At 62.1% G+C, this 24826-nt stretch carries 27 protein-coding genes; 17 read left to right on the forward strand and 10 right to left on the reverse strand.

The window, feature by feature from the left end; genetic code table 11:
• Nucleotides 1–58 precede the first annotated feature (58 nt).
• From BGC09_RS17765 to BGC09_RS17800, 8 genes are all read left to right on the forward strand, one after another.
• Nucleotides 59–517, forward strand: a complete 459-nt coding sequence (locus BGC09_RS17765; RefSeq protein ID WP_141727844.1) for a hypothetical protein — start codon at nt 59–61, stop codon at nt 515–517.
• A gap of 122 nt (nt 518–639) precedes the next feature.
• Complete coding sequence (locus BGC09_RS17770; RefSeq protein WP_069805573.1) at nt 640–1344, forward strand: hypothetical protein; 705 nt, start codon at nt 640–642, stop codon at nt 1342–1344.
• Entirely contained in the window at nt 1337–1876 is a 540-nt protein-coding gene (locus tag BGC09_RS17775) for a hypothetical protein (RefSeq protein ID WP_069805574.1), read from the forward strand. The genes BGC09_RS17770 and BGC09_RS17775 overlap by 8 nt, the downstream gene beginning before the upstream one ends.
• Nucleotides 1873–2166 (forward strand): hypothetical protein, encoded by a 294-nt coding sequence (locus tag BGC09_RS17780; RefSeq protein ID WP_069805575.1) that lies wholly within the window; start codon nt 1873–1875, stop codon nt 2164–2166. Before BGC09_RS17775 ends, BGC09_RS17780 begins: the two co-directional genes overlap by 4 nt.
• 121 nt (nt 2167–2287) lie before the next feature.
• The gene (locus BGC09_RS17785; RefSeq protein WP_069805576.1) at nt 2288–2530 is read left to right on the forward strand and encodes a hypothetical protein; all 243 of its coding nucleotides are present in this window, start codon (nt 2288–2290) and stop codon (nt 2528–2530) included.
• On the forward strand, nt 2514–3455 hold the full coding sequence (locus BGC09_RS17790; RefSeq protein WP_069805577.1) for a sigma-70 family RNA polymerase sigma factor: 942 nt from the start codon (nt 2514–2516) through the stop codon (nt 3453–3455). The genes BGC09_RS17785 and BGC09_RS17790 overlap by 17 nt, the downstream gene beginning before the upstream one ends.
• Nucleotides 3418–3804 carry a hypothetical protein gene (locus tag BGC09_RS17795; protein WP_069805578.1) on the forward strand — a complete coding sequence of 129 codons (387 nt, stop codon included), beginning with the start codon at nt 3418–3420 and terminating at the stop codon, nt 3802–3804. Before BGC09_RS17790 ends, BGC09_RS17795 begins: the two co-directional genes overlap by 38 nt.
• Before the next feature lie 247 nt (nt 3805–4051).
• Nucleotides 4052–5260 carry an RNA-guided endonuclease InsQ/TnpB family protein gene (locus tag BGC09_RS17800; RefSeq protein WP_069805579.1) on the forward strand — a complete coding sequence of 403 codons (1209 nt, stop codon included), beginning with the start codon at nt 4052–4054 and terminating at the stop codon, nt 5258–5260.
• Here the strand turns inward: BGC09_RS17800 and BGC09_RS22295 are convergent.
• Complete coding sequence (locus BGC09_RS22295) at nt 5148–5675, reverse strand: aldehyde dehydrogenase family protein (RefSeq protein WP_084659066.1); 528 nt, start codon at nt 5673–5675, stop codon at nt 5148–5150. The two genes, BGC09_RS17800 and BGC09_RS22295, sit on opposite strands and share 113 nt — an antisense overlap.
• 343 nt (nt 5676–6018) lie before the next feature.
• Entirely contained in the window at nt 6019–7035 is a 1017-nt protein-coding gene (gene argF, locus BGC09_RS17810) for an ornithine carbamoyltransferase (RefSeq protein ID WP_069805581.1), read from the reverse strand.
• A gap of 323 nt (nt 7036–7358) precedes the next feature.
• On the opposite strand from argF, the gene BGC09_RS17815 reads away from it, so the two are divergent.
• Both BGC09_RS17815 and BGC09_RS17820 read left to right on the forward strand, forming a co-directional pair.
• On the forward strand, nt 7359–8480 hold the full coding sequence (locus BGC09_RS17815) for a competence protein CoiA (protein ID WP_069805582.1): 1122 nt from the start codon (nt 7359–7361) through the stop codon (nt 8478–8480).
• A 131-nt stretch (nt 8481–8611) separates the two neighbouring features.
• Nucleotides 8612–8935 (forward strand): YtxH domain-containing protein, encoded by a 324-nt coding sequence (locus BGC09_RS17820; RefSeq protein ID WP_069805583.1) that lies wholly within the window; start codon nt 8612–8614, stop codon nt 8933–8935.
• Nucleotides 8936–9096: 161 nt separating this feature from the next.
• On the opposite strand, the gene murA is transcribed toward BGC09_RS17820, so the two are convergent.
• From murA to BGC09_RS17835, 3 genes are all read right to left on the reverse strand, one after another.
• The gene (murA, locus tag BGC09_RS17825) at nt 9097–10482 is read right to left on the reverse strand and encodes a UDP-N-acetylglucosamine 1-carboxyvinyltransferase (protein WP_218104092.1); all 1386 of its coding nucleotides are present in this window, start codon (nt 10480–10482) and stop codon (nt 9097–9099) included.
• 239 nt (nt 10483–10721) lie between these two features.
• Nucleotides 10722–12083 (reverse strand): glutamine synthetase family protein, encoded by a 1362-nt coding sequence (locus BGC09_RS17830; protein ID WP_069805584.1) that lies wholly within the window; start codon nt 12081–12083, stop codon nt 10722–10724.
• Nucleotides 12084–12237: 154 nt separating this feature from the next.
• The gene (locus tag BGC09_RS17835) at nt 12238–13206 is read right to left on the reverse strand and encodes an LLM class F420-dependent oxidoreductase (RefSeq protein WP_069805585.1); all 969 of its coding nucleotides are present in this window, start codon (nt 13204–13206) and stop codon (nt 12238–12240) included.
• Nucleotides 13207–13514: 308 nt separating this feature from the next.
• Here BGC09_RS17835 and BGC09_RS17840 point away from each other — a divergent pair, with 308 nt between their 5' ends.
• From BGC09_RS17840 to BGC09_RS17855, 4 genes are all read left to right on the forward strand, one after another.
• A complete protein-coding gene (locus BGC09_RS17840) occupies nt 13515–14369 on the forward strand; it encodes a TetR/AcrR family transcriptional regulator (protein ID WP_069805586.1) in 855 nt (284 codons plus the stop codon).
• A gap of 93 nt (nt 14370–14462) precedes the next feature.
• A complete protein-coding gene (locus BGC09_RS17845; protein WP_069805587.1) occupies nt 14463–16094 on the forward strand; it encodes an MDR family MFS transporter in 1632 nt (543 codons plus the stop codon).
• Nucleotides 16095–16221: 127 nt separating this feature from the next.
• Nucleotides 16222–16947, forward strand: a complete 726-nt coding sequence (locus BGC09_RS17850) for an HlyD family secretion protein (protein ID WP_084659068.1) — start codon at nt 16222–16224, stop codon at nt 16945–16947.
• A gap of 379 nt (nt 16948–17326) precedes the next feature.
• The gene (locus tag BGC09_RS17855; protein WP_069805588.1) at nt 17327–17740 is read left to right on the forward strand and encodes a hypothetical protein; all 414 of its coding nucleotides are present in this window, start codon (nt 17327–17329) and stop codon (nt 17738–17740) included.
• Between the two features lie 122 nt (nt 17741–17862).
• Here BGC09_RS17855 and BGC09_RS17860 read toward each other — a convergent pair whose 3' ends face one another.
• The 5 genes from BGC09_RS17860 to BGC09_RS17880 form a co-directional block, all read right to left on the reverse strand.
• Complete coding sequence (locus BGC09_RS17860; RefSeq protein WP_069805589.1) at nt 17863–18399, reverse strand: NUDIX domain-containing protein; 537 nt, start codon at nt 18397–18399, stop codon at nt 17863–17865.
• Between the two features lie 84 nt (nt 18400–18483).
• Complete coding sequence (locus BGC09_RS17865; protein WP_069805590.1) at nt 18484–19323, reverse strand: M55 family metallopeptidase; 840 nt, start codon at nt 19321–19323, stop codon at nt 18484–18486.
• Between the two features lie 28 nt (nt 19324–19351).
• On the reverse strand, nt 19352–20668 hold the full coding sequence (gene galK, locus BGC09_RS17870; protein ID WP_176728968.1) for a galactokinase: 1317 nt from the start codon (nt 20666–20668) through the stop codon (nt 19352–19354).
• Entirely contained in the window at nt 20655–21575 is a 921-nt protein-coding gene (gene galT, locus BGC09_RS17875; RefSeq protein ID WP_069805591.1) for a galactose-1-phosphate uridylyltransferase, read from the reverse strand. The genes galK and galT overlap by 14 nt, the downstream gene beginning before the upstream one ends.
• A 33-nt stretch (nt 21576–21608) precedes the next feature.
• Entirely contained in the window at nt 21609–22193 is a 585-nt protein-coding gene (locus BGC09_RS17880) for a hypothetical protein (protein ID WP_069805592.1), read from the reverse strand.
• 244 nt (nt 22194–22437) lie between these two features.
• Between BGC09_RS17880 and BGC09_RS17885 the strand changes: the two genes are divergently transcribed.
• The 3 genes from BGC09_RS17885 (at nt 22438) to BGC09_RS17895 (ending at nt 24814) form a co-directional block, all read left to right on the forward strand.
• Complete coding sequence (locus BGC09_RS17885) at nt 22438–22731, forward strand: hypothetical protein (protein WP_069805593.1); 294 nt, start codon at nt 22438–22440, stop codon at nt 22729–22731.
• 60 nt (nt 22732–22791) lie between these two features.
• The gene (locus tag BGC09_RS17890; protein WP_069805594.1) at nt 22792–23778 is read left to right on the forward strand and encodes an HhH-GPD family protein; all 987 of its coding nucleotides are present in this window, start codon (nt 22792–22794) and stop codon (nt 23776–23778) included.
• A 223-nt stretch (nt 23779–24001) separates the two neighbouring features.
• Nucleotides 24002–24814: a PIG-L deacetylase family protein gene (locus BGC09_RS17895; RefSeq protein WP_069805595.1), complete on the forward strand. Its 813-nt coding sequence runs from the start codon at nt 24002–24004 to the stop codon at nt 24812–24814.
• The last annotated feature ends 12 nt before the right edge of the window (nt 24815–24826 follow it).

The following is a 24826-nucleotide window of genomic DNA, read 5'->3' on the forward strand; positions in this document are numbered from 1 at the left end:
CCAGGTGCACCTCGCACTGCTCCTTCTGTTAGCATGCACACCTGGAAAGGGGGCATTCGTGATCCCAGCAGCTACAGAGCGGGTGGGTCAGGAGGAGCCAGAGGACGCTGCTGCCTCTCCTGTTCCCCTGGAGATCCTGCTGGCCCAGGTAGAGACCTTGCTGCGACGTCCGGGTCGACTCTTCTGGGTCGGGGCATCGCCGGCGCTGCCTACCCTCTGGTTCTTCTGGCCTCCCTGGTTCGCCCCGGATCGGCGGGGCCGCTTCCTGGAAACCCGCCGGGCGTACCTGGAGGCCCTTCGGGAGGTGCTGTGTCGCATTGAGCGGCTGCGCCGGGTGCCTGATCCTGCCCGACAGGGCCAGGCTTTCTGGCTCGCTGAGCACCTACGGGCGGAACTGCAGGAGCGGCTCACCTGGTATGAGATCCGCCCAGGACCAACCTGGCCGCCCTGGGATGGGCCTGTCCGCTCCTCACGAGCAGGCCGGTCACGGGGGGCTGATCCTTCCAGCACCCCATAGGCCAGTCTACGCCACAGCCCCGTACATGCCACGTTCAGCAGTGCTGTTTTCTCCCCTCCGTCTGTCTGCGTTGCTCCTGTCGTGCTTTTGTCGCCAAACCTGAGAGGAGGTTTTCTCTCGTCATGACCGCTCCATCCCCTTCCCAGTCTTTCTCCACAGGCATTCCGCTGCGAGCCAGTCGCCTGCACCCTGCGGCAGCGGCTCCTGTGACCGCGGACCGGGTCCCTCTGACAGAGCCGGAGATGCCTGCGGATGGTTCCCCTGGCTCCGGTCGCTCGCGCACGCCTCAGACGCCGCGCCGGGGACGGGTACGGGCTGCTCTGAGTCTGGGGACAGGAATGCTGCTGGCCCTGTGCTGGCTCGGGTGGCTTGGTCCCACCCTGGGGGCATGGTGGCAGCAGCAGCAAGCCCAGTATGCCTATGGCACAGCCCGGGTCAGTCAGCTTGATGTCGTAGTGCATGGCCAGGTCCACCATTTCCTGGGGCAGGACTGGCACGGCACGATCCTGGTCGTGGAGATCACTGCCCCGGCTTCAGCCTCGGGTCCTGGCTCGGCTGTCGCTGGGGTGGGGGCAGTGCGCCTGTGTACTTTCCCCCAGGTGGTGCAGGAGGCTCCCGGTGATCTCCCGCGCGTAGTGACCCTGCAGGTGCAACCGTCGAGATCGGGACAGGCGCCTGTGATCCTGGTCCGGGTCGACGGTGTCCCCTTTCAGCTCGTGTGTCATCTAACCGCACGAGTTCCTGACGAGCTGGCTCCTGCTGTGCAGGTTCCTGATGCGCGGCTGAGTGACGTTCCAGCAGGGTCCTCGGGGGTGGGCAATGGCTAAGTCCGGTCCCCTGGAGCCTTTCCCCAGTTGTGAGCCGCCCGCTCCTGATGCTCCCTGGCCCCACTGGCTGGCCTGGCTCTCCTGGGCCAGCCACCAGGTCGGTGCCTACGAGATCGCCCTCTCGCTGGCGGATCTGGATCGCCTGACCCGTGGACTGAGACAGCTCTGTCTACGGCTGGAGGCTGAGACCGCGCGCGCGCATGGCGGACCCCCACACGTGTCTGCCAGTGCAGTGGAAGCGGCCTTGATCCACCAGCAGCATCTGCTCACGGATGCCTGCCAGCAGTGTGATGAGACCCGCCTGCTGGCCGGCACCCTGGCCCGGCGGATCAGTAGCGAGGAGGCGGAGGGCCTGCCCCCCTGGCGCCGGCCAGGGGTCAACAGCCCGGATCGCCTGCGCCAGCAGGTCCGGCAGCAGCTCCTGCTCCTGCAGGTTACTCTAGGCCGCCTGGAGGCTAGCCGGGGTCCCAGAGCGATCAGCAGGACGGTCCTGTTTCCCTGCCCGACAGAGGGAGGAGGTGAGCATCGGTGATCCGTGCCAGAACGGGCCGGTTCCCAGCAGGGACCTGGCTGCTCTATGCGCGTCCCGACGGGCTGAAGGCGGCGGCCATTGTCCAACAGCCACAACAGCGGCCTGGTGAGGATTTCCAGGCGGCCCTGGTCCTGGATGGGCTGTCCGATCAGGAGGTCGAGGCCCTGATCCGCCTGCTCGGGCTGGCCCCCTTTCCCGAATGGCTGCCAGCCGGTCCCGCCAGGACTCGGGCCTTCTTCTCCGTCGACGAGGCGCGTTCTCCTTCTTGCCAGCCTGGTTCAGACGAGTAAGCCTGAACGCGCTGCTTGTGCCAGTTCCCGGTTCTTCCCCTGTTCAGGCCCTCACGTTGTTCGTTCCCTCATCTGCCTACAGATGTGGGTGGGGACCGCTCCCCATCCAGGAGGAAAGGTTATGCAGTGGATGAAAGGACTGTTCCATCGGACAGCTACCCACCCAGAGCGTTCCCTGCGCCGGCTGGAACGCCAGATCGCCGCCTATCAGGCCCGTCAGATGCGCCTGGAGGCCACGATCCAGCAGTTGTGTGCACAACACCTTGCCCTCCAGCTTACCTGGAGGCGGCGCCAGCGGCATCCGGCGGGGGCAGGCCAGCCCGCTCGTGTCTCCCCAGGAGGTCGGCATGCCCTGCGCGACTAGCCGCCTGTCTTCCGGGAGCAGGCCCCGCTCGCCTGCTCCCTCTCCCCATCTGACCCCCCGGCGCCTGCGTGCCTACCGGACCGACCTGACTCTAGTCACCCTGTACCTGAACGATCTGTCCGTCTGCCCCCAGGACGGTGCAGGGAGCGCAGAGACAGGAACGGCTCCCCGTGCTCAGCAGACGCAGACGATCATGGCTTTGGTAGAGAGAAACCTGCGCCTGGTGGTCAGCGTGGCGCGGACCTATGCGCCCCTGCTCCGGGAACAGGCAGCCCTGGACCTGGCTGATCTGATCCAGGAGGGCAATCTGGGGCTGATTGAGGCAGCCAGCCACTATGACCCGGAGCGAGGCACCCGGTTCAGCACGTATGCCACCTGGTGGATCAGGCAGGCGATCCTCCGGGCGATCCGGGCAGCGGATACCATCCGGTTGCCTGAGTATGTCCAGGTCCGTCTTCACACCTCAGCCCCAGGGGGGACAGAGGAGGGCGCACAGCCTGCTCTCCCCGGCTCACAGCCTGTGCCCCGGACGGTCTCCCTGGACGCCCTGACACAGCAAGAGCGCTGGCAGATAGAGGAGCAGTGCGATCCCCGAGCGCCTGATCCCGCTGAGGCCGTCTGCAGTCCCGACGGGGCAGAGGAGCAACGACGCTGGCTGGCAGAGGCGCTGCGGCACCAGTTGACTCCCCGGCAGCGCATCGTGATGGAAGCCCTGCTGGGTTGGGGGGACCGCTGGCGTCCAGCCACCCTGGTGGAGATTGCCCGCGCGCTGGGCCTGCCCCCCGAGCGCGTCCGACAGGTGCGCGAGGCCGCCCTGGCACGGCTGCGAACCGCCTGGCAGGCTTACTGCCAGCACCAGACACCAGAAGAGAAAGGAGTGATCTGCGATGATCCAACCGGATTCTTTTCCCGACAAGGTACCTGAACCTTCTGCCTCGGAGCTGCTGACCGAGGTCTTGAGGCTGCTCAAACGAGAGGACTGCATCCGACTCTACAGTCGGGTCAAGGCCGCGCTCATGATCCAGGAGTGGCCAATCACCCCCGAGTCCAGGGCAAGGGAGGTCCGGCTCAAGCAGGCCGGGTTGATCCTGTTAGGGTATGGCTTCGAGCAAGGATGGGGAAGTACCCTGGCGGCAGTCGATCTGATCCAGCGCTCCCTCCCTTCCAAGAAGCGGGTGCTCCTGGAAGAGGAGGCCCAGGCAGTGGTGCACCGCTGGGAGCAGGCACTGGAGCGCCTGCTCCAGCAGCTTCAGACCGAGCTGGATGGTCACTGATGGCAGGCTCCTCCAGTGCCTGGTGACCAGGGACCATGCAGCCGGAGCCTGTACTCAGCCAGGAGGAGGAAGAGGAAGATCGCTCATCTGCTTCTGGGGGAAGGAGATCGCCCAAGAGACCAGGCGTTTCCCAGGCGCTCCTTCCCTCCAGGAGAAGGTGCCTCTCTCTCCATCAGATGACCGGAAAGGAAAACGAGCGTGGGAACACGTCTTGTGAGAAGGAATACGAAGAGGAAGGAGGAGGCCGATGGCCCAGGTGCAGCGAACGATCCCGCTGCTGCTGCCAGCCGATGAAGACCTGCGTGAGACCCTGGCCGTCTTCCAGCGGGTGCAGCAGCAGCTCTCAGCCCCCTGCTTCAACGGGGGCAAGCCCCTCTCTGCCATGGGGCTGCATCGGGCCTGCTATCACGAGGTCAAGGGCCAGCTCAACGCGCAGATGACCTGCACCGCCATCCGGCTGGTGGCCGCCGCCTACCAGAGTGCCCAGAGCAACCGCCGCCCGCCACAGTGCCCGTTCCAGTTCCGGCGCAGACGGGCGCTGTTTCTGATCGGAGCACGTGGGCGGGACGCCAGCCTGCAGTCCGACGGCATCCTCTCCATCTGGACCGTGGCCGGGCGTAAACGCCTGCCCTCCCAGGTGCCGGAGGCCTTTCAGCCGCGGCTGGCGCAGGCGAAGACGATAGACAGCCTCACGGTGCTGGAACGCAATGGGCGGCTGCTGGGGCGACTGACCATCACGCTGGAGGTGCCAGACCCGCAGCCCCTCCCACCCTCGGATGAGGCAGCAGGAGCGAGCCGGGTCGTGGGGATCGATCTGAATGAGACGAATGCGGTGGTGGCCGTAGATGGACAGGAGCGGGTGCTCTTTGTGAGTGGGAAGGCGGTGAAGGTGCGCAATCGACGGACCGCGAAGACACGGGCGAGACTGCAGCGGAAGCTGGCGGCCCACAAGGCACAGCATCGGGACACCCGCAGTGTCCGACGGGTGCTGAAACGGCTTGGTCGCCGGCAACGACACCGCACCCAGACCTTTGCCCAGACCGTAGCAAAGCGCCTGGTGGAGTGGGTGCCCCCACACGCGGTGCTGGTCTTCGAACAGCTCCAGGTGCCGCCGCCCCAGCAAGAGCAGGTCCGGGGGCGAGCGCTGCGGCGGCGGCTTGCGCTGTGGCAACGCGGCCTAGTCCGGCGCTGGACAGAGCAGCAGGCCCAGGAGCGGGGGCTGTGCGTGGTGGAGGTGAACCCGGCTTACACCAGTCAGATCTGTTCGCAGTGTGGACAGCGGGGGAACCGCCGTCGACATGCGTTCACTTGTCCGCAGTGCGGGTACCAGGAGCATGCCGACATCAATGCCGCTCGGAATATCCGTGATCGCTGTACTGCCCTGCGGGGCAGTGGGCTGCTGTCAACCAGCCCTGAAGCCCGGGCCGACAAGGCTGCGGGCAAGCCCCTGGCTTGAGCCTGGGGCCGTTGACATAGCGGAACATGTCGACGGTCAGCGCCACATCGCCGATGCGCGCAATGCGCAGAGGCTTGCCGTTGTCCAACGATTCAAGCTGAGCAAACTCCTCGCTATGCTGCTCAATGAGGTCGGCCAGCTTCCAGATCAGGCGCCCACGCTCAGAGGGCTTCATCTTGCGCCAGGGACCGCTCTCGAAGCTGCGCCGCGCCGCCTGCACCGCCCGCTCAATGTCCTCTTTGTCTCCCTCGGCAACCTGCGCCAACACTTCGCCAGTGGCCGGATTGTAGACGGGAAAGGTCTTGCCCGAAGCGGCCTCCTCCCATCTCCCCCCAATAAAGAGCTTCTTCGGCCCACTTCCAATGAAGGTCTGGACTTCCGGTAAGACAGCGACATTGCTTTCGGCCAGCGTCATGATCGTTCTCCTTCTTCATTGCTGCTGGTTGACCGCGCCGTCCGTAACGCCTTGCACACAGCCCGTTCTTCAGGGCCGTCCCCAAAAAACGCCACACAAAAGAAGAGTCCCAATGCGATGAGCGTTAACCACGCTGAAACTCGCTCTGCTGGTGAAGACTGCCGTGACGACGAAGCGCGAAGTGGGCGGCAGTATCTTGCTCATCGATTGAGTACTCAATAATTGAGTATAAGCAAAATGCGAAGAAAGTCAAGGGTGGCCGGCGAGAAGAATGGCGGCGAGCCAGCAGATGAGAAGGAGGGGGGGAAGGGTCAGCGGGCGCTCAGAAGCGAGCGCCCGCCAGCTAACTATCGAGCGATAGGGCTGCCAGGGTGGCCACCATCAGGGCTTTGATAGTGTGCATGCGATTTTCGGACTGCTCGAAGACAATGGAGGCTGGCGACTCAAAGACCTCGTCGGTGACCTCCAGAGCCTCCAAGCCATAGCGCGCCGCGATCGAGCGGCCCAGACCCGTCTCAGTATTGTGGAGAGCTGGCAGACAATGCATAAAGAGGACCTGCGGGTTGTGGGTAAGGGCCATGAGCTGGGACGTCACTTGATAGGGTGCGAGGAGCTGGATGCGCTCCCCCCACAGGGCCGGGTCCTCACCCATCGACACCCAGACATCAGTGTAGATGACGTCGCAGCCACGCACAGCCTCGGCGACATCCTCGGTCACCGTGAGGCGGGCGCCACTGGTGGCCGCCAGGGCCTGCACCTCCTGCAGGCGCGTCTCACTGGGCCAGAGCTGGCGCGGACCAGCCAGGCGGACATCCATCCCCATCAAGGCCCCGCCCACCAGCAGCGTATCGGCCATGTTATAGCTCACATTCCCCACAAAGCAGAAGCTCACCGCCTCCAGCGGCTTCGCCACATGCTCCTGCATCGTGAGCAGATCGGCCAGAACTTGCGTCGGATGCGAGTGGGCAGTCATGGCATTCCAGACCGGCACCCCGGCATAGCGGGCCAGCTCCTCGACCGTCTCCTGAGCTGGACCACGGTAGGCGATGCCATCGTAGAGCCGCCCCAGCACACGCGCCGTATCCTTGATGCTCTCCTTCTGCCCGACATGTGAGCCACTGGGGCCAATATAGGTGACATGGGCCCCCTGATCAAAGGCCGCCACTTCAAAGCTCGTGCGCGTGCGCGTCGAGTCCTGTTCGAACAGCAGGACAATATTCTTGCCGCGCAAGTACTGCTCTTCCTTCCCGGCAGACTTGGCCGCCTTCAGACGGCTGGCCAGCGCCAACAGGGCGCGAATCTCCTCAGCGCTGAGGTCCTCCAATTTTAGCAAGTGCCGCTTGCTCAAATTGCAGGCCACGGTTGAGCTAATCCTCCTCAAATAACAGAGCAACAATCTTCTTCGTTCAGCCCAGTCTCCCGCCACCAGGGCGCCCCGCCCAGCCAGCACGACCGGGGGCTGTGTTCATAGGCTACCACGTTCCCGCCCCCGGCGCAAGCCATAAGCAGAGCTATCCGTCAAGCGCCCGCCCACCCGCGGCAGCCAGACCGGTTGAGAAGGACGCAGCTTATCACCTCCCCAGCGCCAGCGCAGCAGAATAGAATCAGGAGGAGGGAGAGCATTCGTCTGTCTCTCCCTGCACCAGGGTCAGGTCTTGTCTCACTGAGGGAAGGATGCGGACCATGCTCGTTGCTTACGGACCAGACGGTCAGCCCGTGGTAGCCGATGAGCGGGCCTTGAGTCAGCTGCAGGAATGGTCGCAGCAGCGCCAGCTGTTCTGTCCCAACTGCCGCGCCGTGCTGCATCTACGCGGCGGACCAGCACGACGGACCCAGCTCCATTTCGCTCATCGCAAAGGAGAATGCCCCTGGAGCACCGAAGAAGAATCGGAGCGGCACATGCGCGGCAAGGCTACGCTGGCCGCCTGGCTGAGCCAGCAATTTCCCGCCGCTCGCGTCACCCTGGAGGAACGGCTCCCTGAGCCGAATCGCATCGCCGACGTCTTCGTGAAACATGCCGATGGCCGCCAGCTGGCCGTTGAGTTCCAGTGCGCTCCTCTGGAACTCGAAGAGTGGCAGCGCCGCCACCTGGCCTATCAGCAGGCCGGCATCACCGATCTCTGGATCATCGGCAGCAATCGGCGCGACAAGCAAGAGGCTTTTCAAGAGGCCATTCTTGAGGTCAGCGGCACCCTCGTCTTTCTCGATCCCCTGCTTACTCCCGCCCGCGCCTGGCTGCGCTGGCCCCTGAGCGCCCAGGCTCTGCAGGCCTGGCAGGAGGAGAGGCCCAGCTCCGCCCAGGCCCCCAGCCTGAGCACCGGCGGCTGGGTCGGGCGCCTGGGCTATGGCATGACCTTAAGCACCACCCTGGGCGAGTTGCGCCTCAATGAAGAGGGCACGATCAATCACCCGCTGCGCCTCGAGCACGAGCGCCGCCTGCGTCTCCGCCATCTGATGACCTTTGCCGACAGCGTTGATGAGGATCTTCTTGCAGCTTATCTCTATAATACAGTTAGTGCTGAGATGATCCAGCGCGTGCTACGTCCCCTGCTGCGGGCCTATCGCAGCGATCCCGACCTGCTGCGTCGCTATAACTATGGGCGAGGCACCCCTGAGCAGCCGGTGCGGGAGGCGGACCGCCAGCGCGTCGCTCGCGCCTGCTCCTGGCTGAGACAGTTGGCCAGGCAGGGTTTTCCGCCCGCACGCTTGCGTGAAGTGACGCAGGAGATCCCTTTCGTCGGACCTTACGCTGCCTTCGTCCGCTACATCGAAATGTTAGTAACGCTCGCCCAAACTCACCGTTGAAACCGTTTGCCATACTCAGGCGTGTTGACAGAGAAGAAAGGCAGCAGTCGGACAGTCGTGCCCATCAGCAGTAATGGCCCGGCTTGGACTGGCCACGCCTTCTCTATCTGGCAGGAAGGAAGGAGGGCAGGATGAACAACTTCTTTCGAGGAGTCCTGGTCGGCGTTGGTATCGGCCTGTTGATTGCTCCTATGCGCGGCGAAGAGATGCGCCGCCTACTCGGCGAGCGGCTGCAGCAGTTGCGCGGCTATCTCCCCGACAACGAGCAACTGAACGAATACATGCAGCAGGTCTCTAGCCGCGTTTCGCAGACCGCTGGCAACGTCAAGGAATACGCGCGCCAGGCCGCCACGCGCGTGCGCGACACTGCCGAGGAACTGGGCAGTCTGGCCCAGAAGTCGGCGCAGGATGTCAGCGAGACCGCACGCTCCCTCAAACCATCCAATCCAAGTTAGCCCAACCTGATCGTTCTGGAGTCGGTCCGGCAGCGCCGCATCTGCACCTGGGTCGAGCATGCCCAACCCAGGTCAGCTTGCGGCCCAAGCGAAGTCTTATCCCGGTAGCGCCTGCCTCTTTCGAGGGGCAGGCGGCTCTGTACCGGGCCCGGCCTTCCAGCTCATGCCTCTGCCACCGCCGGCATCCGATAAGGAATCCGCTCAATCTTCAGATTCATGGCCGCCAGTCGCGGCACAATATTCCCGTAGCCCCGCTCCAGGAAATGGATTCCTGTAATGACCGAGGTGCCGCGTGCAATAGCCGCCGCGATCACATAGGCCAGGCCAGCGCGCAGGTCGGGAATGACAATCTCCTCATCGACCGCCGTAAAGGGCGTCGGGCCAATAATAATGGCACTATGCTCATAATTCATATCGCGATAGCGACACGGCACGCTGCCCAAACAATGCGTCGTCAGCTGCGTCCGTGCCCCCAGCCGATTGAGCGCCTTAAGATAGCCAAAGCGCTTCTCATAGACGGTCTCGTGAATAATCGAGATGCCATCGGCCTGCGTCAGCAGTACGGCAAACGGCTGCTGCCAGTCCGTCGAGAAGCCCGGATAGACATCGGTCTCGATGATCGCTGGACTGAGCGTGCGCCGGCGGAAAAAGCGGATACTGTTGGCGTCGACAAATTCGAAGCCGCCACCCACCTGCTGGTAATAGGAGAGAAAATTGCCGAGGCTATCCGGGCGAATCCCATGCACCGTCACATCGCCATCGGAGGCGCAGGCCAGCGAAGCCCAAGAAGCCGCCTCGATGCGGTCGCCCAGCACTGTCATGCGCGTTCCCGTCAGACGCTTAACCCCCTCCACCCGAATATCTCGACCCGGGGAGGTGAAGATAATCGCCCCCATCGAGCGCAGCATCGTAATCAGCTCAAAGATCTCCGGCTCGATCGCCGCGTTCGAAATCAGCGTTCGCCCCTCGGCCAGTACACTCAAGAAAAGGCAAGTCTCGGTCGCCCCCACACTCGGATAGGGCAGATGGATATGGGTCCCCCGCAACGGCTGCACACGCTGCGCCACGTAGCCCTCGGGCGTCTCCTCGACCAGACCACCGAAGCGCTGAATGGCATCGAGGTGGAAATCCACCTTGCGCGCCCCAATCTGGCAGCCACCCACAACCGGCACCGCGACCCGCTCGAATCGGTGTAGCAAGGCCCCCAGGAGCAAGATCGGCGCCCGGTTGCTGCCAGACTGAGCCAAGGGGACTGTCGAAGCATTGACCGTTGTCGGATCAATGAGCAGTGTCGTTTCATCGAGCTGTTCCACCCGTGCCCCAATCCCCATCAGCATCTCCGCCGTGATCTGGACATCGCCAATGGGCGGCACATTGGTGAGTACTGTTGGCGTCTCTCCTAGCAGGGCCGCCACCATCGCCTTCGTCGCAAAGTTCTTGGCGCCCAGACAGGTAATCTCGCCCACGACAGGATAGCCGCCCTCAATGCGATAGGCATAGGTTGTCTGCTGTGGTGTTCCTAAAGCGTTGGGCATAGGCATCATCATCCCAGTAGCACACACTTCCGCTGAGAACAGCTTGTCCTCAGCTCATTCTTCCCTGCACATGTTCTTGTAACAGCTTAACAGAGGCAGAAAAATGCGACAGCCTGCACATCATTGTATCATCCCTGCGCAGGCTATCGCTTTTTCCAGCCAGGGCGGGCAAGAGGCAGTCGCCGCAGTCCTCCACGATCAAGTGGATCTTCAGCCCTGCTCTGGCCACCTGGCGCTACCAGTACTTTCGGCTAGTACTTATAGAAATGCTGGCTGGCCACCTCCTCCGGCGTCTTCTCGCGGAAGAAATCGGCCTCGGCCCGTTTCACAGCCACATAGGAATCTGCCAGCAACGGCCCCAGGGCCTCCAGCAGGACCGTATCGCGCTCCAGCTCATCCAGGGCCTCATCCAGCGTCGTTGGTAGCCGCCGAATGCCCCGCCGCTCGCGCTCCTCATCGCTGAGGTTGCCCGGATCAACCTCAACCGGCTCCCCCGGATCGATCTGCTGCTGGATGCCATCCAGACCTGCAGCGATCAAAGCCCCCAGCGCCAGATAGGGATTGCCACTATGATCAGAGGGCTTCAGCTCCAGATTGATCGATTCGGCCTCCCGTCCCCAGAAAGGCGACGGCACGCGAATCGCTCCCTCACGGTTATCGTAGCCCCAGGCCGTATACGCCGAACTCCAGAAGTGCGGCAGCAAGCGGCTATACGAGTTGGGGCTGCCACAGGTCAGCGCCACCAGCGCCGGCAAGTGACGGAGCACCCCACCGATGAAATATTTGCCGGTCTGGCTCAGGCCACCACGCTGCTGCGGATCATGGAAGAGATTCCTGCCGGCCTGGGGACTCCCCTCGGCGCCCCACAGACTGAGGTGAATGTGGGCGCCGCTGCCAGCCTGATCCAGAAACGGCTTGGGGGCAAAGGTCGCATAGAGGCCATAGTGACGCGCCGTCCCACGCACAACCTCACGCACCAGGCAAACGTGATCAGCCGCCGTCAGGACCTCGGCATGGCGGATTGACAGCTCTTGCTGGGCCGGTCCCAGCTCCGTATGAAACAGCTCCACCGAGAGCCCGACCGCCTCCAGCGCGGCAAGAATGGCATCGATCACCTCTGCTTGCTCATCCAGGCCGATGCTACTGTAGCAGAGGCTCTGGTCCGCCGGCACAAAGCGGCCTCCCACATCACGCGCCAGATAAAACTCATGCTCGATGGCCGCCTCGGCCCGCATACCCTGTTCAGACAGGCGCGCCACCATCCGCTTCAGAAAGGTGCGCGGACAGGCTTCCCAGGGCTGGCCATCCAGACGCACCAAGTCGCACAGCATGCTGGCGCTGGCCGGGACATAGGGCAGCACCACAAAGGTCTGCGGATCAGGAATCAGGCGGAACTCTCCCACCGGCCCCATCCCCTCGACTGCCGCCAGGGTCTCGACCGAGGTGAAAGCCTGCATCGCCAGGGTCTGCCCGATGCCTTCGCGCATGCGCGTCGCCAGCTTCTCCACATGCGTCGCCTTGCCCCGGATGATCCCCCCATTATCACAATAGAGGAAACGCACCAGACGCACATTGGCCGCCCGCGCCTGACGCACCACATCGCTGATATCCATAGGGACCCTCCTTGCTGGTTCTGAACACAGCTCGCCACTGAGCAGAACGGGAGGCCCATCGAGAGAGCCTCCGCTCTGTCAGCTCGCGCCTGCTCTGCTGCTGCTAGTATACAGCAGGCATAGCGCCCGTGTCCGCCCCTACGGAGACACTTTCTCAGCGCAGCCTGGCCATGCACTCGTGAGCAAAGAGGCGCACCGATTCAAGCTGAGCCGCATCAGGGAGATAGACAATCACTTCCTGAGCCCCGACCTCCTCGTAGGCTGCCAAACGCTGGCGGATCGTCTCGGGACTTCCCACCAGCTCGCGCTCGCGCAGCTGCTCAGGCGATACATTGCGCCCCATGTAGGACTGCTGAGCCTTGCGCATGGCCTCCTCATCGGTCTCCGCAATAGCACAATTAAAGAGCACTGTCCTCTTGATCGTCTGATAATCCCTCCCAATAGCCTCGCAATGCTGCTGCAGCACCGCGAATTTGTGGGCAATTCCCGCCAGATCGAGATGACCGACATTGCAGGCATCGGCATACTGAGCCACCAGCTTCAAGGTCACCTGCTCCCCCCCACCACCGATCAGCAAGGGAATATGCGGCTGCTGCACCCCCTTGGGCTGATTAATGGCGCCATGCACCTGATAATAGCGCCCCTCAAAATAGGCCTCCTCCTCAGTCCACATCTTCAGAAGAATCTGCACGGCCTCACGTAACATGCGCAGGCGCTCCGGAGCCTCTGGGAAACCGTAGCCATAGGCGCGCCACTCATGCTCGTACCAGCCAGCCCCAATGCCAAAGTCCAGCCGTCCGTGGCTCAGCACATCAACCGTACTCGCCATCTTGGCCAACAAGGCCGGATTGCGATAGGCGCTGCAGGTCACCATCTGCCCGATACGCACCCGCCGCGTATCGCGGGCCAGGGCCGCTGTGCTCGTCCAGCATTCAAAGGTCACTTCCTGCAGCGGCTGCGGCACCGTATGGAAGTGGTCAAAGAGCCAGATCGAATCAAAGCCCAGGTTCTCGGCCTCACGGGCCACATGCGTCATCGTCTCATAAGCTTCAATTGGATCGGCAATACCTACCAGGTCGAGGCGCCAGCCCTGGGGAACCAGCAGACCAAATCGTAATGCCATGATAGCTCTCTCCTCACAGGCGTCTCTCCGTCGAGCAAGTCAGGGGAACGACTCACTTCCCCAGCAGGGCCTCGACATTGCCAGCCTCCAGCCTCGGCTCCCATCTGGCAGGCCCTGCCTTTGGCCATTATATACCATGTCCAGCGCCCCTCTGCCTGACCCATTCTTCCTTTCCCCGGCCCGCAATCAGCGCTTGCCTCTTGACACTCCCAACTATCTTATCTATATTAGACAGACGTCTGGACTAAACAGTACAGTCACTGTTATTGGATAGTACAGTCTGCTTGCTTCCAGGGAGTCGACTCATCATGGCTGAGCGTGATCCTGATCCTGGCGACGCCAGAGCCAGGGGCAAAGAGCGCCTGATTCAGGCAACGGAGAGCTTGCTGCGCAGCCGTCCCTTTGAGGAAGTGACCGTTGAGGAGATCGCCAAAGAGGCCAGGCTGTCGCGTCCGGCTTTTTACTACCACTTCGCCGGCGGCAAGGAGCAGCTGCGGGCGACGCTGGTAGAGCGCGGGCTACTACGCGAGAGGCCAGCCCAGGATACGCGCGAGCTGATCCTGGAGGCAGCGTTGCGAGCCTTTGCGCGCTCGGGGATCTCGGCCACCACGCTGGATGAGATCGCCGCTGAGGCCGGGGTCTCACGCGGCACCCTCTGCTGGCACTTCCACAGCAAAGAGGAGCTGCTCACAGCCTTGATCAGGCATTACATCCCGCATGGGACGCTGCAGTCCACTATTGCCGAAGCCGTGCAGCAGGCCGAGGAAGGCCAGATCGACGATCGCACGGCGCTCTACCGCATTGTGGCGGCTTTCCACGATACGCTAATGGCTACTCCCCAGGGCGATTTGCTGCGCCTGGCCATGCTGCTGATCCATAGCCACCCTGACGCGGCCCAGATTCTGGCAAGGGTGCTGACGGAGAATCGCAAGGTCCTGATCAACTTCGTGCGCACGCGGCAGGAGCAGGGTCGCTTTCGCCGCACCTTTGCGCCGGAGCTGATCGTGCAGATCCTGGCTTCGATCTTCGTCACACGGGTCGTGGCGCGGGGCCTGCTCAGCCAGCTGTCTGTGAGACAATTTTCTCGCGAAGAGCTGATCGAGCAGGTGGTCGATCTGCTCTTTTACGGCATGGTACCCTGCGATCCAGACAAGCGAGTCTAGCTAAAGAGGAGCCCTGCAAGCCGAGACTGGTTCCCGCTCTGCGTGAGTGAGTGAGTGAGTGAGTTTCGCGATAGAGAAGAGGAGCTTTGCTATATGCAAGCAAGCGAGCAAACAAGGAGGCGTGGGGGTGGTCTGGCCTATAAGTGGATTGTGGCTATTGTGGTGATCATCGGCGTCTTCATGTCCATTCTGGACCAGACCATCGTCAATATTGCCATTCCCCACCTGCAAGCGGCCTTTGGGGCCGATCTGCACACCGTCCAGTGGGTGCTGACAGCCTATATTCTAACCCAGGGCGTGGTCACGCCAACGGCGGCCTTCTTCGCCGATACGTTGGGGATCAAACGCTTTTATATCATCTCCCTGGCAGCCTTTACACTTGGCTCGGCCCTCTGCGGCCTGTCCTGGAGCTTGCCAGCCCTGATCTTCTTCCGCATCCTGCAGGGCATCGGCGGCGCCTCGCTCTTCCCGCTCTCAATGGCCCTGGCCTTTAGGGAGTTCCCGCCCGAGGAGCGCGGGATGAGCATGGGCCTCTTCGGAGTGCCGGCTCTGCTGGCACCCGCCATCGGCCCAACCCTGGGCGGCTACCTGGTAACGTACGCCGGCTGGCAGCTGATCTTTTACATCAATGTCCCGGTCGGTATTGTAGCCGTACTGCTGGCGATCTTCCTGTTGCGCGAGCAGCCGGTGGAGCGCAGGCCGCGCTTCGATGCAGCGGGTTTTGTCTTTGCCGCTGCTGGCCTGGCCTCCCTGCTCTACGCCCTCTCAGAGGCCAGTACTTACGGCTGGGGCTCGACGCTGGTACGCGGCTTCTTGCTCGCCGGCGTGCTGGCGCTGGCCATCTTCACGGCCATCGAGCTGATGCTCGCAGCGCGCGGCGGCGAGCCACTGCTCGATTTACGCATCTTCACCAATGGCCCCTTTACAACCAGTACCATTGCCCAGGTCTTCATCATCTTCGGCATGTTTGGGGGTCTGTTCCTCTTCCCAATCTACCTGCAGGATCTGCGTGGACTGAGCGCCTTCCAGGCCGGCTTGCTGCTCCTGCCCCAGGCCCTGGCCTCGATGGTGAGCTCAGTGTTAGGCGGGGTGCTGGTCGACCGACTTGGAGTGCGCCCGGTAATGATTCCGGGCCTGCTGGCCCTGGCGCTGGCAAACTGGGAGCTGACGACCATCACGGTCCACTCGCCTTTCGGCTGGTTCCAGTGGATTCTAGTCCTGCGCGGTGTGGCCCTCGGTCTCTCGGTGCAGCCGCTGGCCGTGGCCAGTCTCTCGACAATTCGGCCCGAGAAGCTGGCCCAGGCCTCTTCGATCAGCACCGTCACCCGCTCGGTCTCTAGCTCCCTGGGCATCGCCGTGCTGGCAACGCTGGTCCAGACACAGAATCAGATCCATTTCGGCCATCTGGCAGAGATGGTCACGCCCAGCTCTCCCCTGGGACAGCTGATCCCGCGCATCCAGGCGCTCTTCATCCTGCACGGAGCTGATGCTCGCTCTGCCTATAACGCGGCGCTGCAGCTGATCGCTCAACTGCTGCAGCAGCGCAGCTACGTGCTGGCCATGCAGGATGCTTTCCGCGTGACCCTGCTGGCCACAGTGCTGGCTATGGTGGCGACGCTCTTCGTACGCTCGGGTGTTCGCCCTCGCTGGGCACGCCGTCGTGGGGCGCCCGCGGCCAGTGAGGAGCGCACAACTGCCGCCATGGAGACCATGTTTGCCGGCTAGCCTCGCTCGCCCTATTGGCAACCTGGTTCTTCCATGACTCTATGACCAAAACAATCCGCACGGAGTTTGAGCTTGCCTACTCCGCCTCGCACAATCAAGAAGGCTTCATTGGAGGAGTGTGATTCAGATGAGACGCCTGATTCTGGTCCCCGTCCTGACGGTGGTCGCTTTATTTGCGATTGCTGGCGGGATCGCTTACTGGATTTACTATAACTACACATACTACAGCACCGACGATGCTCAGGTAACTGCTCCGATTGTAACGATCAACGCGCCCACCAGCGGCACGCTGACTACCCTGAGCACTAACCTGGGTGACCATGTGAATGCCGGTCAGGCTGTAGCCCAGCTGACACCAGTGGCGACCGCGACCACCAGCGCGAGCACCAGCGCTGCCGCCCCAGCACAGAACGCATCTGCGTCTACAGCAGCATCCCGCGCAAACGCAGCCCGGGCTGTTCCTCTGACCAGCCCTATCAGCGGGACGGTGATCCAGGTCGCGGCTGTCCCCGGCCAGCAGGTGGTCGCTGGTTCTCCACTGCTGGAAATCTATGATCCCAGCCACTTGACGGTAACAGCCTACGTCGATGAGAATGCTATCAACAATATCCAAACTGGCCAGAGTGTCGATATAACAATCGATGCATATAAAGACACAAAGTTCACGGGCCATGTGAAGCAGATTGTCCAGGCAGCCGCTTCGGAGTTCTCGCTCCTGCCGGTGCAAGATAACGCTAGCGGCAATTTCACCAAGGTCGGTCAGCGCATCCCGGTGATTATTAGCCTGGATGGCACCGCCGGCAAGACCTTGATGCCAGGTATGAGCGCTGAAGTGACCATCCATCTTCACTAAAGGAGATCCCACCGGCGAGCTGCTGCCGCCCATCATTGGCTCACCAGCCCCGTCCACGGGAGCAGGGCGATGATAGAGGCGGACACTCGCCCACTGCCGATGCGAGGCCAGCCCCAGCAGCCTGGTTTCAGCGGCAAGACGCCGACAGCCAAGGCCAGGCTGGGCCAGGGGAAGCACTCCACACCGCAGTAACTGAGGGTGCTATTGACAGTCGTCTGTCGCAACTCCAGCCCGCCAAGGGGATTGGCCCCGCCTCTGTCAAAGCAGTCCAGCCCAGTCCGAGATGGTGATGCTGGAAGGGAACCGGGAAGCAAAAGACAAGAGGTAGAAGAAGCTTACCCATCAACGATTTGAAGCGCGCAAGAAAAGGAGCAAAGCAGTGGTCTTGCTCATCTCAGGAGGCTTACTCGTCCTTGGTCTGCTGGCCATTGTGGCCCTGATCTGGGTAATCAGGAGCACAGCAGCCGAGGAGCTTCCAGCACGAGGTCCGACCTCGGCAGCGCCGCGCGTTGAAGTGGCTCCCGCCCTCGAATCTGAGGAGCGGGAGGCGCTCCCCGTCGGCGAGGATCACCATGAGCACTACCGGAGCCAAGAACTGGCTCTGTTGAACCCGGAGCTGCATGCTCTGGCGACCCAGCTCCGTACTCTTCATCAGCAGTCAGCAGAGCTAGAACAGCACCTGAATACTTTGATCCAGGTTGTAGAGCGTATCGAGCGCTCGCTGCCAGCCCCAACGGAGGCCGGAGCTGGCGCCGGAGCCGAGTCGCAAGAGTACCGGCCAAGTCAACTCTGACCTCTCCACGTCTCATAGGGCCAGGGACAAGGGAACGAGCATGAGGCGTCTCCCTCCTCATCGCCATCGACCTGCTGCTCCCTGGTCCTGGCTTTTTGGAGCGGGTCAGGGAGCGCGCCGGCTTACAGACTCTGCGAACCTGACAACCTGGTTCTATTGATCAGCGCTTGCCAATCACGCAAAATGACAGAGTCAAAAGGGAAAGCCAGCTCAGGAACTGCCCCAGGATGGAAAAAGGCCAGTTCGCTGACTTCGCTCGGCTGGGGAGCCAGCTCCTCCAGCGAGCCGGCCAACGGGCGCGCTCGATAAGCGACAAGCAGATGGGGGCTGCCCTTCCGACTATAGAGACCGAGCAGGTTCAGCAGCTCGACGCTCAAATTGGTCTCTTCTTTCACTTCGCGCAGCGCCGCCTCTTCCAGCTCTTCCCCGCGATCAACATAGCCACTGCAGAAACTCCACTTCCCCCTCCCAGGCTCAATAGCACGCCGGCCTAGCAGGAGTTGCCCCTCATGCTCAATGACAACGACAGTCACCACCTTCGGACCAAGATAGAGCACAAAGTCACAGGCCGGACAGCTCGGTCGCACCACCGCCCCTACCATCTGCTCCCGCAAGGGCGTAGCACAGAAAGGACAGTAGCGATACACAGACTCAACCATCGATGACCTCGCGTTTCCAGAAGAGAGAAGAGCGCATCGGGAATAGCCTTTGCCGGACGGGCACCCCACTTTGCTTTGCCCTAGCTAGCGATCAGCGAGGGCCCGCGCCAGAATGACAACCGCTACAAACTGGCGGTAGATGTCGAGCAGATTCTCGCCACTCAGAGAGACCGTACGCGCTGCTGTCCGCTCAACACCTCGCACACTGCAGGCCATCTCAGCCATGTCAGCCACTAAGAAAGTGACCTCCAGCCGCACCGGCAACGCAAAACTGGGAGGAGCCAGACGCTCATCACCGCGCGCCAGGCGTTCAACGGCACGGTGCGCTCCCGCGCGCAGCAGCTCGCAGGCTTTGTCTGGATGGAGGTGGGCAGCAGCAAAACGTCCCAGGGAGTGCTTGACGACGATCTTTTCGGCGGCAGGCGCCACAACTTCAGCCTCCTGGACCGTCACGTCGTCGCCACTGACAAGAACGATCGGAACCCCATAATGGGCTGCTACCAGGGCGTTGATGCCCGCCTCACCTACGACCTGCCCGTTGAGACGTACCTCCCAAATGGCAGCCGGGCTATAGGTATGGCAGAGGACAGCTCGCTCCGCCCCAATCGAGCCATGATAGCTGACAAAGCAGACGCCCGCGAAACTACTGTCGAGTCCCTCCATCATGTAGAGAGGTTTATGGCGACCGCTGATTAAGGTGGCCTCTCCAGCCAGCTCCTGCGGGTGAAGATTGCGCATAACATGATGAGCATCATTGACCACGAATTCGCCGGCTCCCGCCTCCTGGGCCCCACCGATGACAGCATTGACCTCACGAGTTAAGAGTAGACGCCCTTGCGCGTATTCCTGCTGCCCTTCGATGATCTGTTCCCAGGCCACAATGCCACTGGTACCTTCAAAATCAGTCGAGAGAAAGAGCTTCATCGCCAATTGGCTCCTTAGACTGTCCAACTTACGCCGGCAAGGAGAAAGCACCCGGACCAGCAGCCGCCCGACAGATCTCGACACTCGCCTGCCGCCCGGTCTGACGCGGGTATTCGCTCAGGATCGCCTCCTTCAATGGCTCCACTGCCGCGCTACGCACCAGATTGATGGTGCAGCCACCAAACCCTCCCCCCATCATACGCGCCCCCAGCACCCCCTCAACTCCACGCGCAATCTCGACAAGCGTGTCAAGCTCCAGACAGCTCACCTCGTACTCATCACGTAGCCCCACATGCGTCTGCCAGAGGTAAGAGCCAACGGCCTCCACCTCGCCACGCTCTAGCAGACGCGCTACCGCCAGCACCCGCTCATTTTCAGCCACGACATAGCCAGCTCGTCTCCGGAGCACCTCGGGCAGCCGAGAGGCATAGCGTGCGAACAACTCCGGCGTTACATCACGGAGAGAGGCGATCTGCGGCCCGGCAGCTTTGCTGGTAGATTCCTGCTCCGTCTCAGCCTGCACCAGCGCTGCGAGCAAACGCGCCGCTTCCTCGCACTGCTGCCGCCGCTCATTGTAAGCCGAAGCCGCCAACTCACGCCGCACCTGGGTATCGGCCACTAGCAGAGCCACTCGCTCGCTCTCAAAGGGCAGATAGCGGAAGTCTAGTGAGCGGCAATCAAGCAGCAGCGCCTGACCGGGACGCCCAAGGCACGAGGCGGCCTGATCGAGAATGCCACAGCGTACTCCCGAGGCCAGATGTTCGGCCCGCTGACAGAGACGAGCGACCTCCAGGGGGGACAGGCTCGTTGGCGCCGCCGCCCCTTCTCCAATCACAAAGCGGCCACCTGAAAACAAAGAGGCCGCCCAGGCCGTCGCTACTTCCAGAGCCGCAGAGGAACTCATTCCCCCTCCCAGGGGAACATCACCATGAAGCACAGCGCTGAATCCCTGCAGGTCCAGACCAGCCGCCTTGAGCTCGCTCAAGACCGCCAGCACATAGCGGGCCCAGGACGGAAGCCGCGTGGCCTGAGCGCTGAAGGTGGCTGGCAGACCCTCTAACTCGATCTCAGCCAGCTCCTGAAACTGCCGCGACCAGAGGCGCACTCGCCCATCGCCCCGCGCTCGCCCGGCAAAGGCAGCCACGCGGTCAACCGCCAGTGGCAGCACAAAGCCCTCATTATAGTCGGTATGCTCACCTATCAGATTGACTCGCCCAGGCGCCCAGGCCACACCCAGGACCGCCCGCTCGCCAGTCTGCTCCTCGTCCACGCCAAAGACCGTCGAAAAAAGCTCCAGCGCTAGCCGCGCGGCAGACGGTAACTCTTTTGGATCATGCGCCATCATGAGCAACCCTCTCGATCGCTTCTCGCAATTCCTGCGCTTTCTGAACGGGAGATGAATCGTTGGTCCACAGCGACCAGAGCATCTCAGAGGAAGCTGCATACTTTAGCTTGCCCGGCGCCCTGCCAACCGCCAGAATTTCAATATGGAGGTGGAAGCGCTCATCGTCTAATTGATGAACACCGAGCATATAGGGCATGGGGGCCATAAGGCCATCATTGAGGGCATTGTAGGCTCGCACCACCTGCAACAGCAAGGCTGCCAGGTCGGCCAGCTCCTCATCGCTAGCCGCCGCCAGATCGGCCATATGGCGTCGCGGATAGAGATGGGTTTCGTAGGGATAGCGCACATAGGGAGGGAGAAAAACCTGCCAGCTTGCGTTAGAGACTATTTCATAAGGGCCGTTTTCCAGCTCGGCTCGCACCCGGCAGAAGGGGCAGCCGTGTCCCGCCTCCAGCTCCAACCGGACCGTTTCCAGCTCTCGCTCCAGTAGCGGCGGCACCACCGAGACCCCATAAGCCTGACCATGCGGATGCAACTGCGTCTGGCCGATACTCGTGCCACTGTTCTCGAAGATCATCACCGCGGCATAGCGCTGACTCAACTCGCAATACAGCTCGCGCCAGAGCCGCATCACCGCACAGACCTCCGGCACAGTCAGGCGGGTAAACGTTCGCTCGTGATCGCGGTGGTAGATTACCACATAAGCCTCTCCGACCGGCGGACGAAAGGGGGGGTAGTCGTTGGGATGAAGCCATACCTGAGTTTCAGGCCCAACTCGTCCTTCGAGCACATCAGCACAGAAAGGACATTGATCTGTCCCCTCCCGGCGATGCATTCGATGCGGTGCGTTCACCACATAGTGACGCAAAATAGGATTCCATACCAGAGCCTTCGCATCGTCGTACATATCATCCCTGCCTGCATCCTGAGAAGATAGCGTTCACAGATAGCGATGGGCCGTTTGCGTTCCCAGCAACACGCAGCGACCGGCCTGGGCCAGGGCAGTCAGCAACGCGCCTTTATCGACCGCGCGCTGCGGTGGTAGCCCCTCATCCGAGCCAAGCAGCCACTCGTTCCAGGTCCGCCAGTCAGTGAACAAGGCCCAGGCCACAGGAGCGACGAGAGCATGAGCAGCGCGCAGAATAGCCAGGCCATCCTCATAGCCCGGCTCCAACTCCTCCACCGCTTTCAGGCCCGCCGCCCGGAGGGCCTCAAACGTACGCAGCGAGCGGACCTCGCCCTCCACCACTTCACAAACCAGGCCCAGCATCAGCCGTTCAGCGGCCTCCCCCTCCAGCGTATGAGCAGAGAGCTGCTCTGGCAAGGCGGCCTGCCATACAGCCACCACCAGGCAGCAGGGCGAGGGCAATCCACGCAGAAAGGCCTCGATCTGCCCTTTGGTCCAGCCATGCCAGACATAGCCCTCATCCTGCTGCTCTAGCAAGAGAGCGGCATTCAAGAGGCCCCTGGCACGTTCCCAGAGGGGCGAATCCCCATCAATTACAGCTAGCTCTTGCGCTAACACAGAGCACACCTCTCCAAGGAGAATAGATCTGACTTCCTTATCATATCATCATCTCTTCCGGCGGGCGACGTCCTTGGCGCTGGCGGGATTGGTGAGCCAGCCGGCTAGCCGGCAGCCGGGCGAGGGTCCTCTCCTCTAGATTCAGAGCCGGCAGATAGGGTATAATGCAAACAGCCTGGGCGCAGTCTAGCCGCTCAGCCATGTTTTCATCTCATCACATGCGCAACAAGGAAGGTACCATACCGTGCCCTGGTGTAAATTTTTTGTGCCTAAGATCGCCACTGCCGGGATCAGGCCCGATGATCCTGCGCTGAACGAGCATATCGAGTACGCCAAGTGCATCAAGGGGCATGTCCTCAGAGATGCCAACGACTGGATTCTTTGTGAAAACCTGCCTGCCCCCAATGCCCGCTGCTGGCAGGAGGGCGGAGAAACCCTCTTCTCGCTGGCGGGTCGCCGTGGAGGCAGTTCAACAAGCTCCCCCAGCGGCACCGATGGGCGGGGAAGATCTGACGACACCGTCGTGCAACGCGGCTAGGAAGCCAGCGGAAGTCAGCATCAGAGGCTGATCCGCCAGGGAGGAAGCAGGTAGGGGACTATGCGTCGAAGCTCACCGTCATCCTCGACCGTTGTGCAACCCGCGCCCGAGCAGCTCGCGCGGGTTCATCATCTTCTGTTAGAGTGGTACGCCCGCGAGCAGCGGCCGCTGCCCTGGCGCGCGACAAGCGACGCCTACGCCATCCTGGTCTCCGAAATCATGCTCCAGCAGACACAGGTAGAGCGAGTCATTCCCAAATATCACGAGTTTCTGAGCCGCTTTCCCACTCTTGCGGACCTTGCCGCTGCGCCAACGGCAGCAGTCATCTCAACCTGGGTGCCCCTGGGCTACAACCAGCGCGCCGTGCGTCTGCAGGCCATTGCTCGCCAGGTGGTCAGCGACTACCAGGGGCGCATTCCCGACCGCCTGGAGGAGTTGCTCAAGCTCAAAGGGATCGGACGCTACACTGCCGGGGCCATTGCCTGCTTCGCTTACCATCAGCAGGTCGCCACTGTTGACACGAACATCCGCCGCGTGCTACATCGACTCTTCATCGGCCTGGAGCACCCTGAGCCACGCCTGAGCGATGCCGAGACACTGACCCTGGCAGAGCAGGTCTTGCCTCCTGGTCGGGCCTATGAGTGGAATCAGGCCCTCATGGACCTGGGGGCCACGATCTGTACGAGCGCCAGCCCACAGTGCGAGCGCTGTCCAGTTCGCGAGGCCTGCGCGGCCTACCGTGAGCTGAGTGCTCAGAGCCTCTTTCCTTCGGGAACCGTTCTGCGCACCCTGCGCAAAGTGGCCGAGAAGAAGGGCAGCTATCAGGCCCAGCCATTCACGCAAAGCGATCGCTATTTCCGGGGCCGCATTGTCGCCCTGCTGCGAACCTTGCCACCAGAGCAGCGTCTTCCCCTGGCCGAGCTAGGGCCACGCATCAAGCCATCCTACACCGAGGCCGATCTCCCTTGGCTCCAACGGCTCGTCAGTCGCCTGGCCCGCGACGGCCTGGTCGATTACCAGGAGGAAGAGGGGGTACGACTGCCATAGTCTCGTTCCCACCCGCTTGACGCTCATGAGGGCCGCCAGAGGCGCTGGTCTCGCCGCATCATCAGCTCCAGTCGGTTGGCCCTCCTGCTGAGGCAATACCCGTCTCCATTGCATTGCAACATAGTGTATGATATGTTGCGTGGAGACCGCGGCCCCATCAGCATCCCGCGGGGCCACCTGCATCCAGTGGTCTTGATCGAACTACTCACGGGAGGGCTTACCCTTGCAGTTACAAAGTATTGCCGATATCGCCAAAAAGCATCGACATATATTTCTCTCTCCTCATTTCGATGACGTCGTCTTCTCCTGCGGTGGAACGATCGCCCTGCAGGCCAGTTGTGGCCTGCACCCTCTGGTCATTACCGTCTTCGCCGGCCTGCCACCGGCGAACCAGCCTCTCAGTACGCTGGCCACCGCCGTCCACCAGAACATGGGCTTCGGCCACAATGCGCGAGAGGCAGTTGAGGCCCGCCGGCGCGAGGACGCTCGCGCCCTCGACTACCTCGGAGCAGACTATCTCTGGTTGGACTACCCCGACGCCATTTATCGCGGGAATCCTCCCCATTATACCCGCGAGGAGGAACTGTTTGGCGCCATTCATCCCACCGATCTGAGTATCGATCAGCAGCTCGGCCAGCTGCTTGTCAGCCTGAGCGAGCAGCTCCCCGATACCGTCTGGTATGCCCCTCTTGGCGTGGGTCACCATGTCGACCATCAGCTGGTCTGCTCGGCAGCCGACCGTCTGGTACAGCGCCACGCCAATGTCAAGTTCTATGAAGATTTCCCGTACGTCACCCGCCTGGGCGAGCTGGAGCGGCGCCTGCATGAGTTCGGCGATACGCTGGAACCGGCCTACGTCGAGATGTCTGAGCTGCTTCCTCTGCGCCAGGAAGCCTCCCAGATGTACGCCTCTCAGATCGCCGCGATTTTCGGCGATAAAGAATCTATGTCCAAATTGATGGACGAGTATACCCACAACATTCGCCCGGTGGAGACCGTCCATCTCGAACGTTACTGGACCCCTCGCTACCGCTAGACCAGTAGAGCG

It is taken from the genome of Thermogemmatispora onikobensis (genome assembly GCF_001748285.1).
GTDB lineage: Bacteria > Chloroflexota > Ktedonobacteria > Ktedonobacterales > Ktedonobacteraceae > Thermogemmatispora > Thermogemmatispora onikobensis.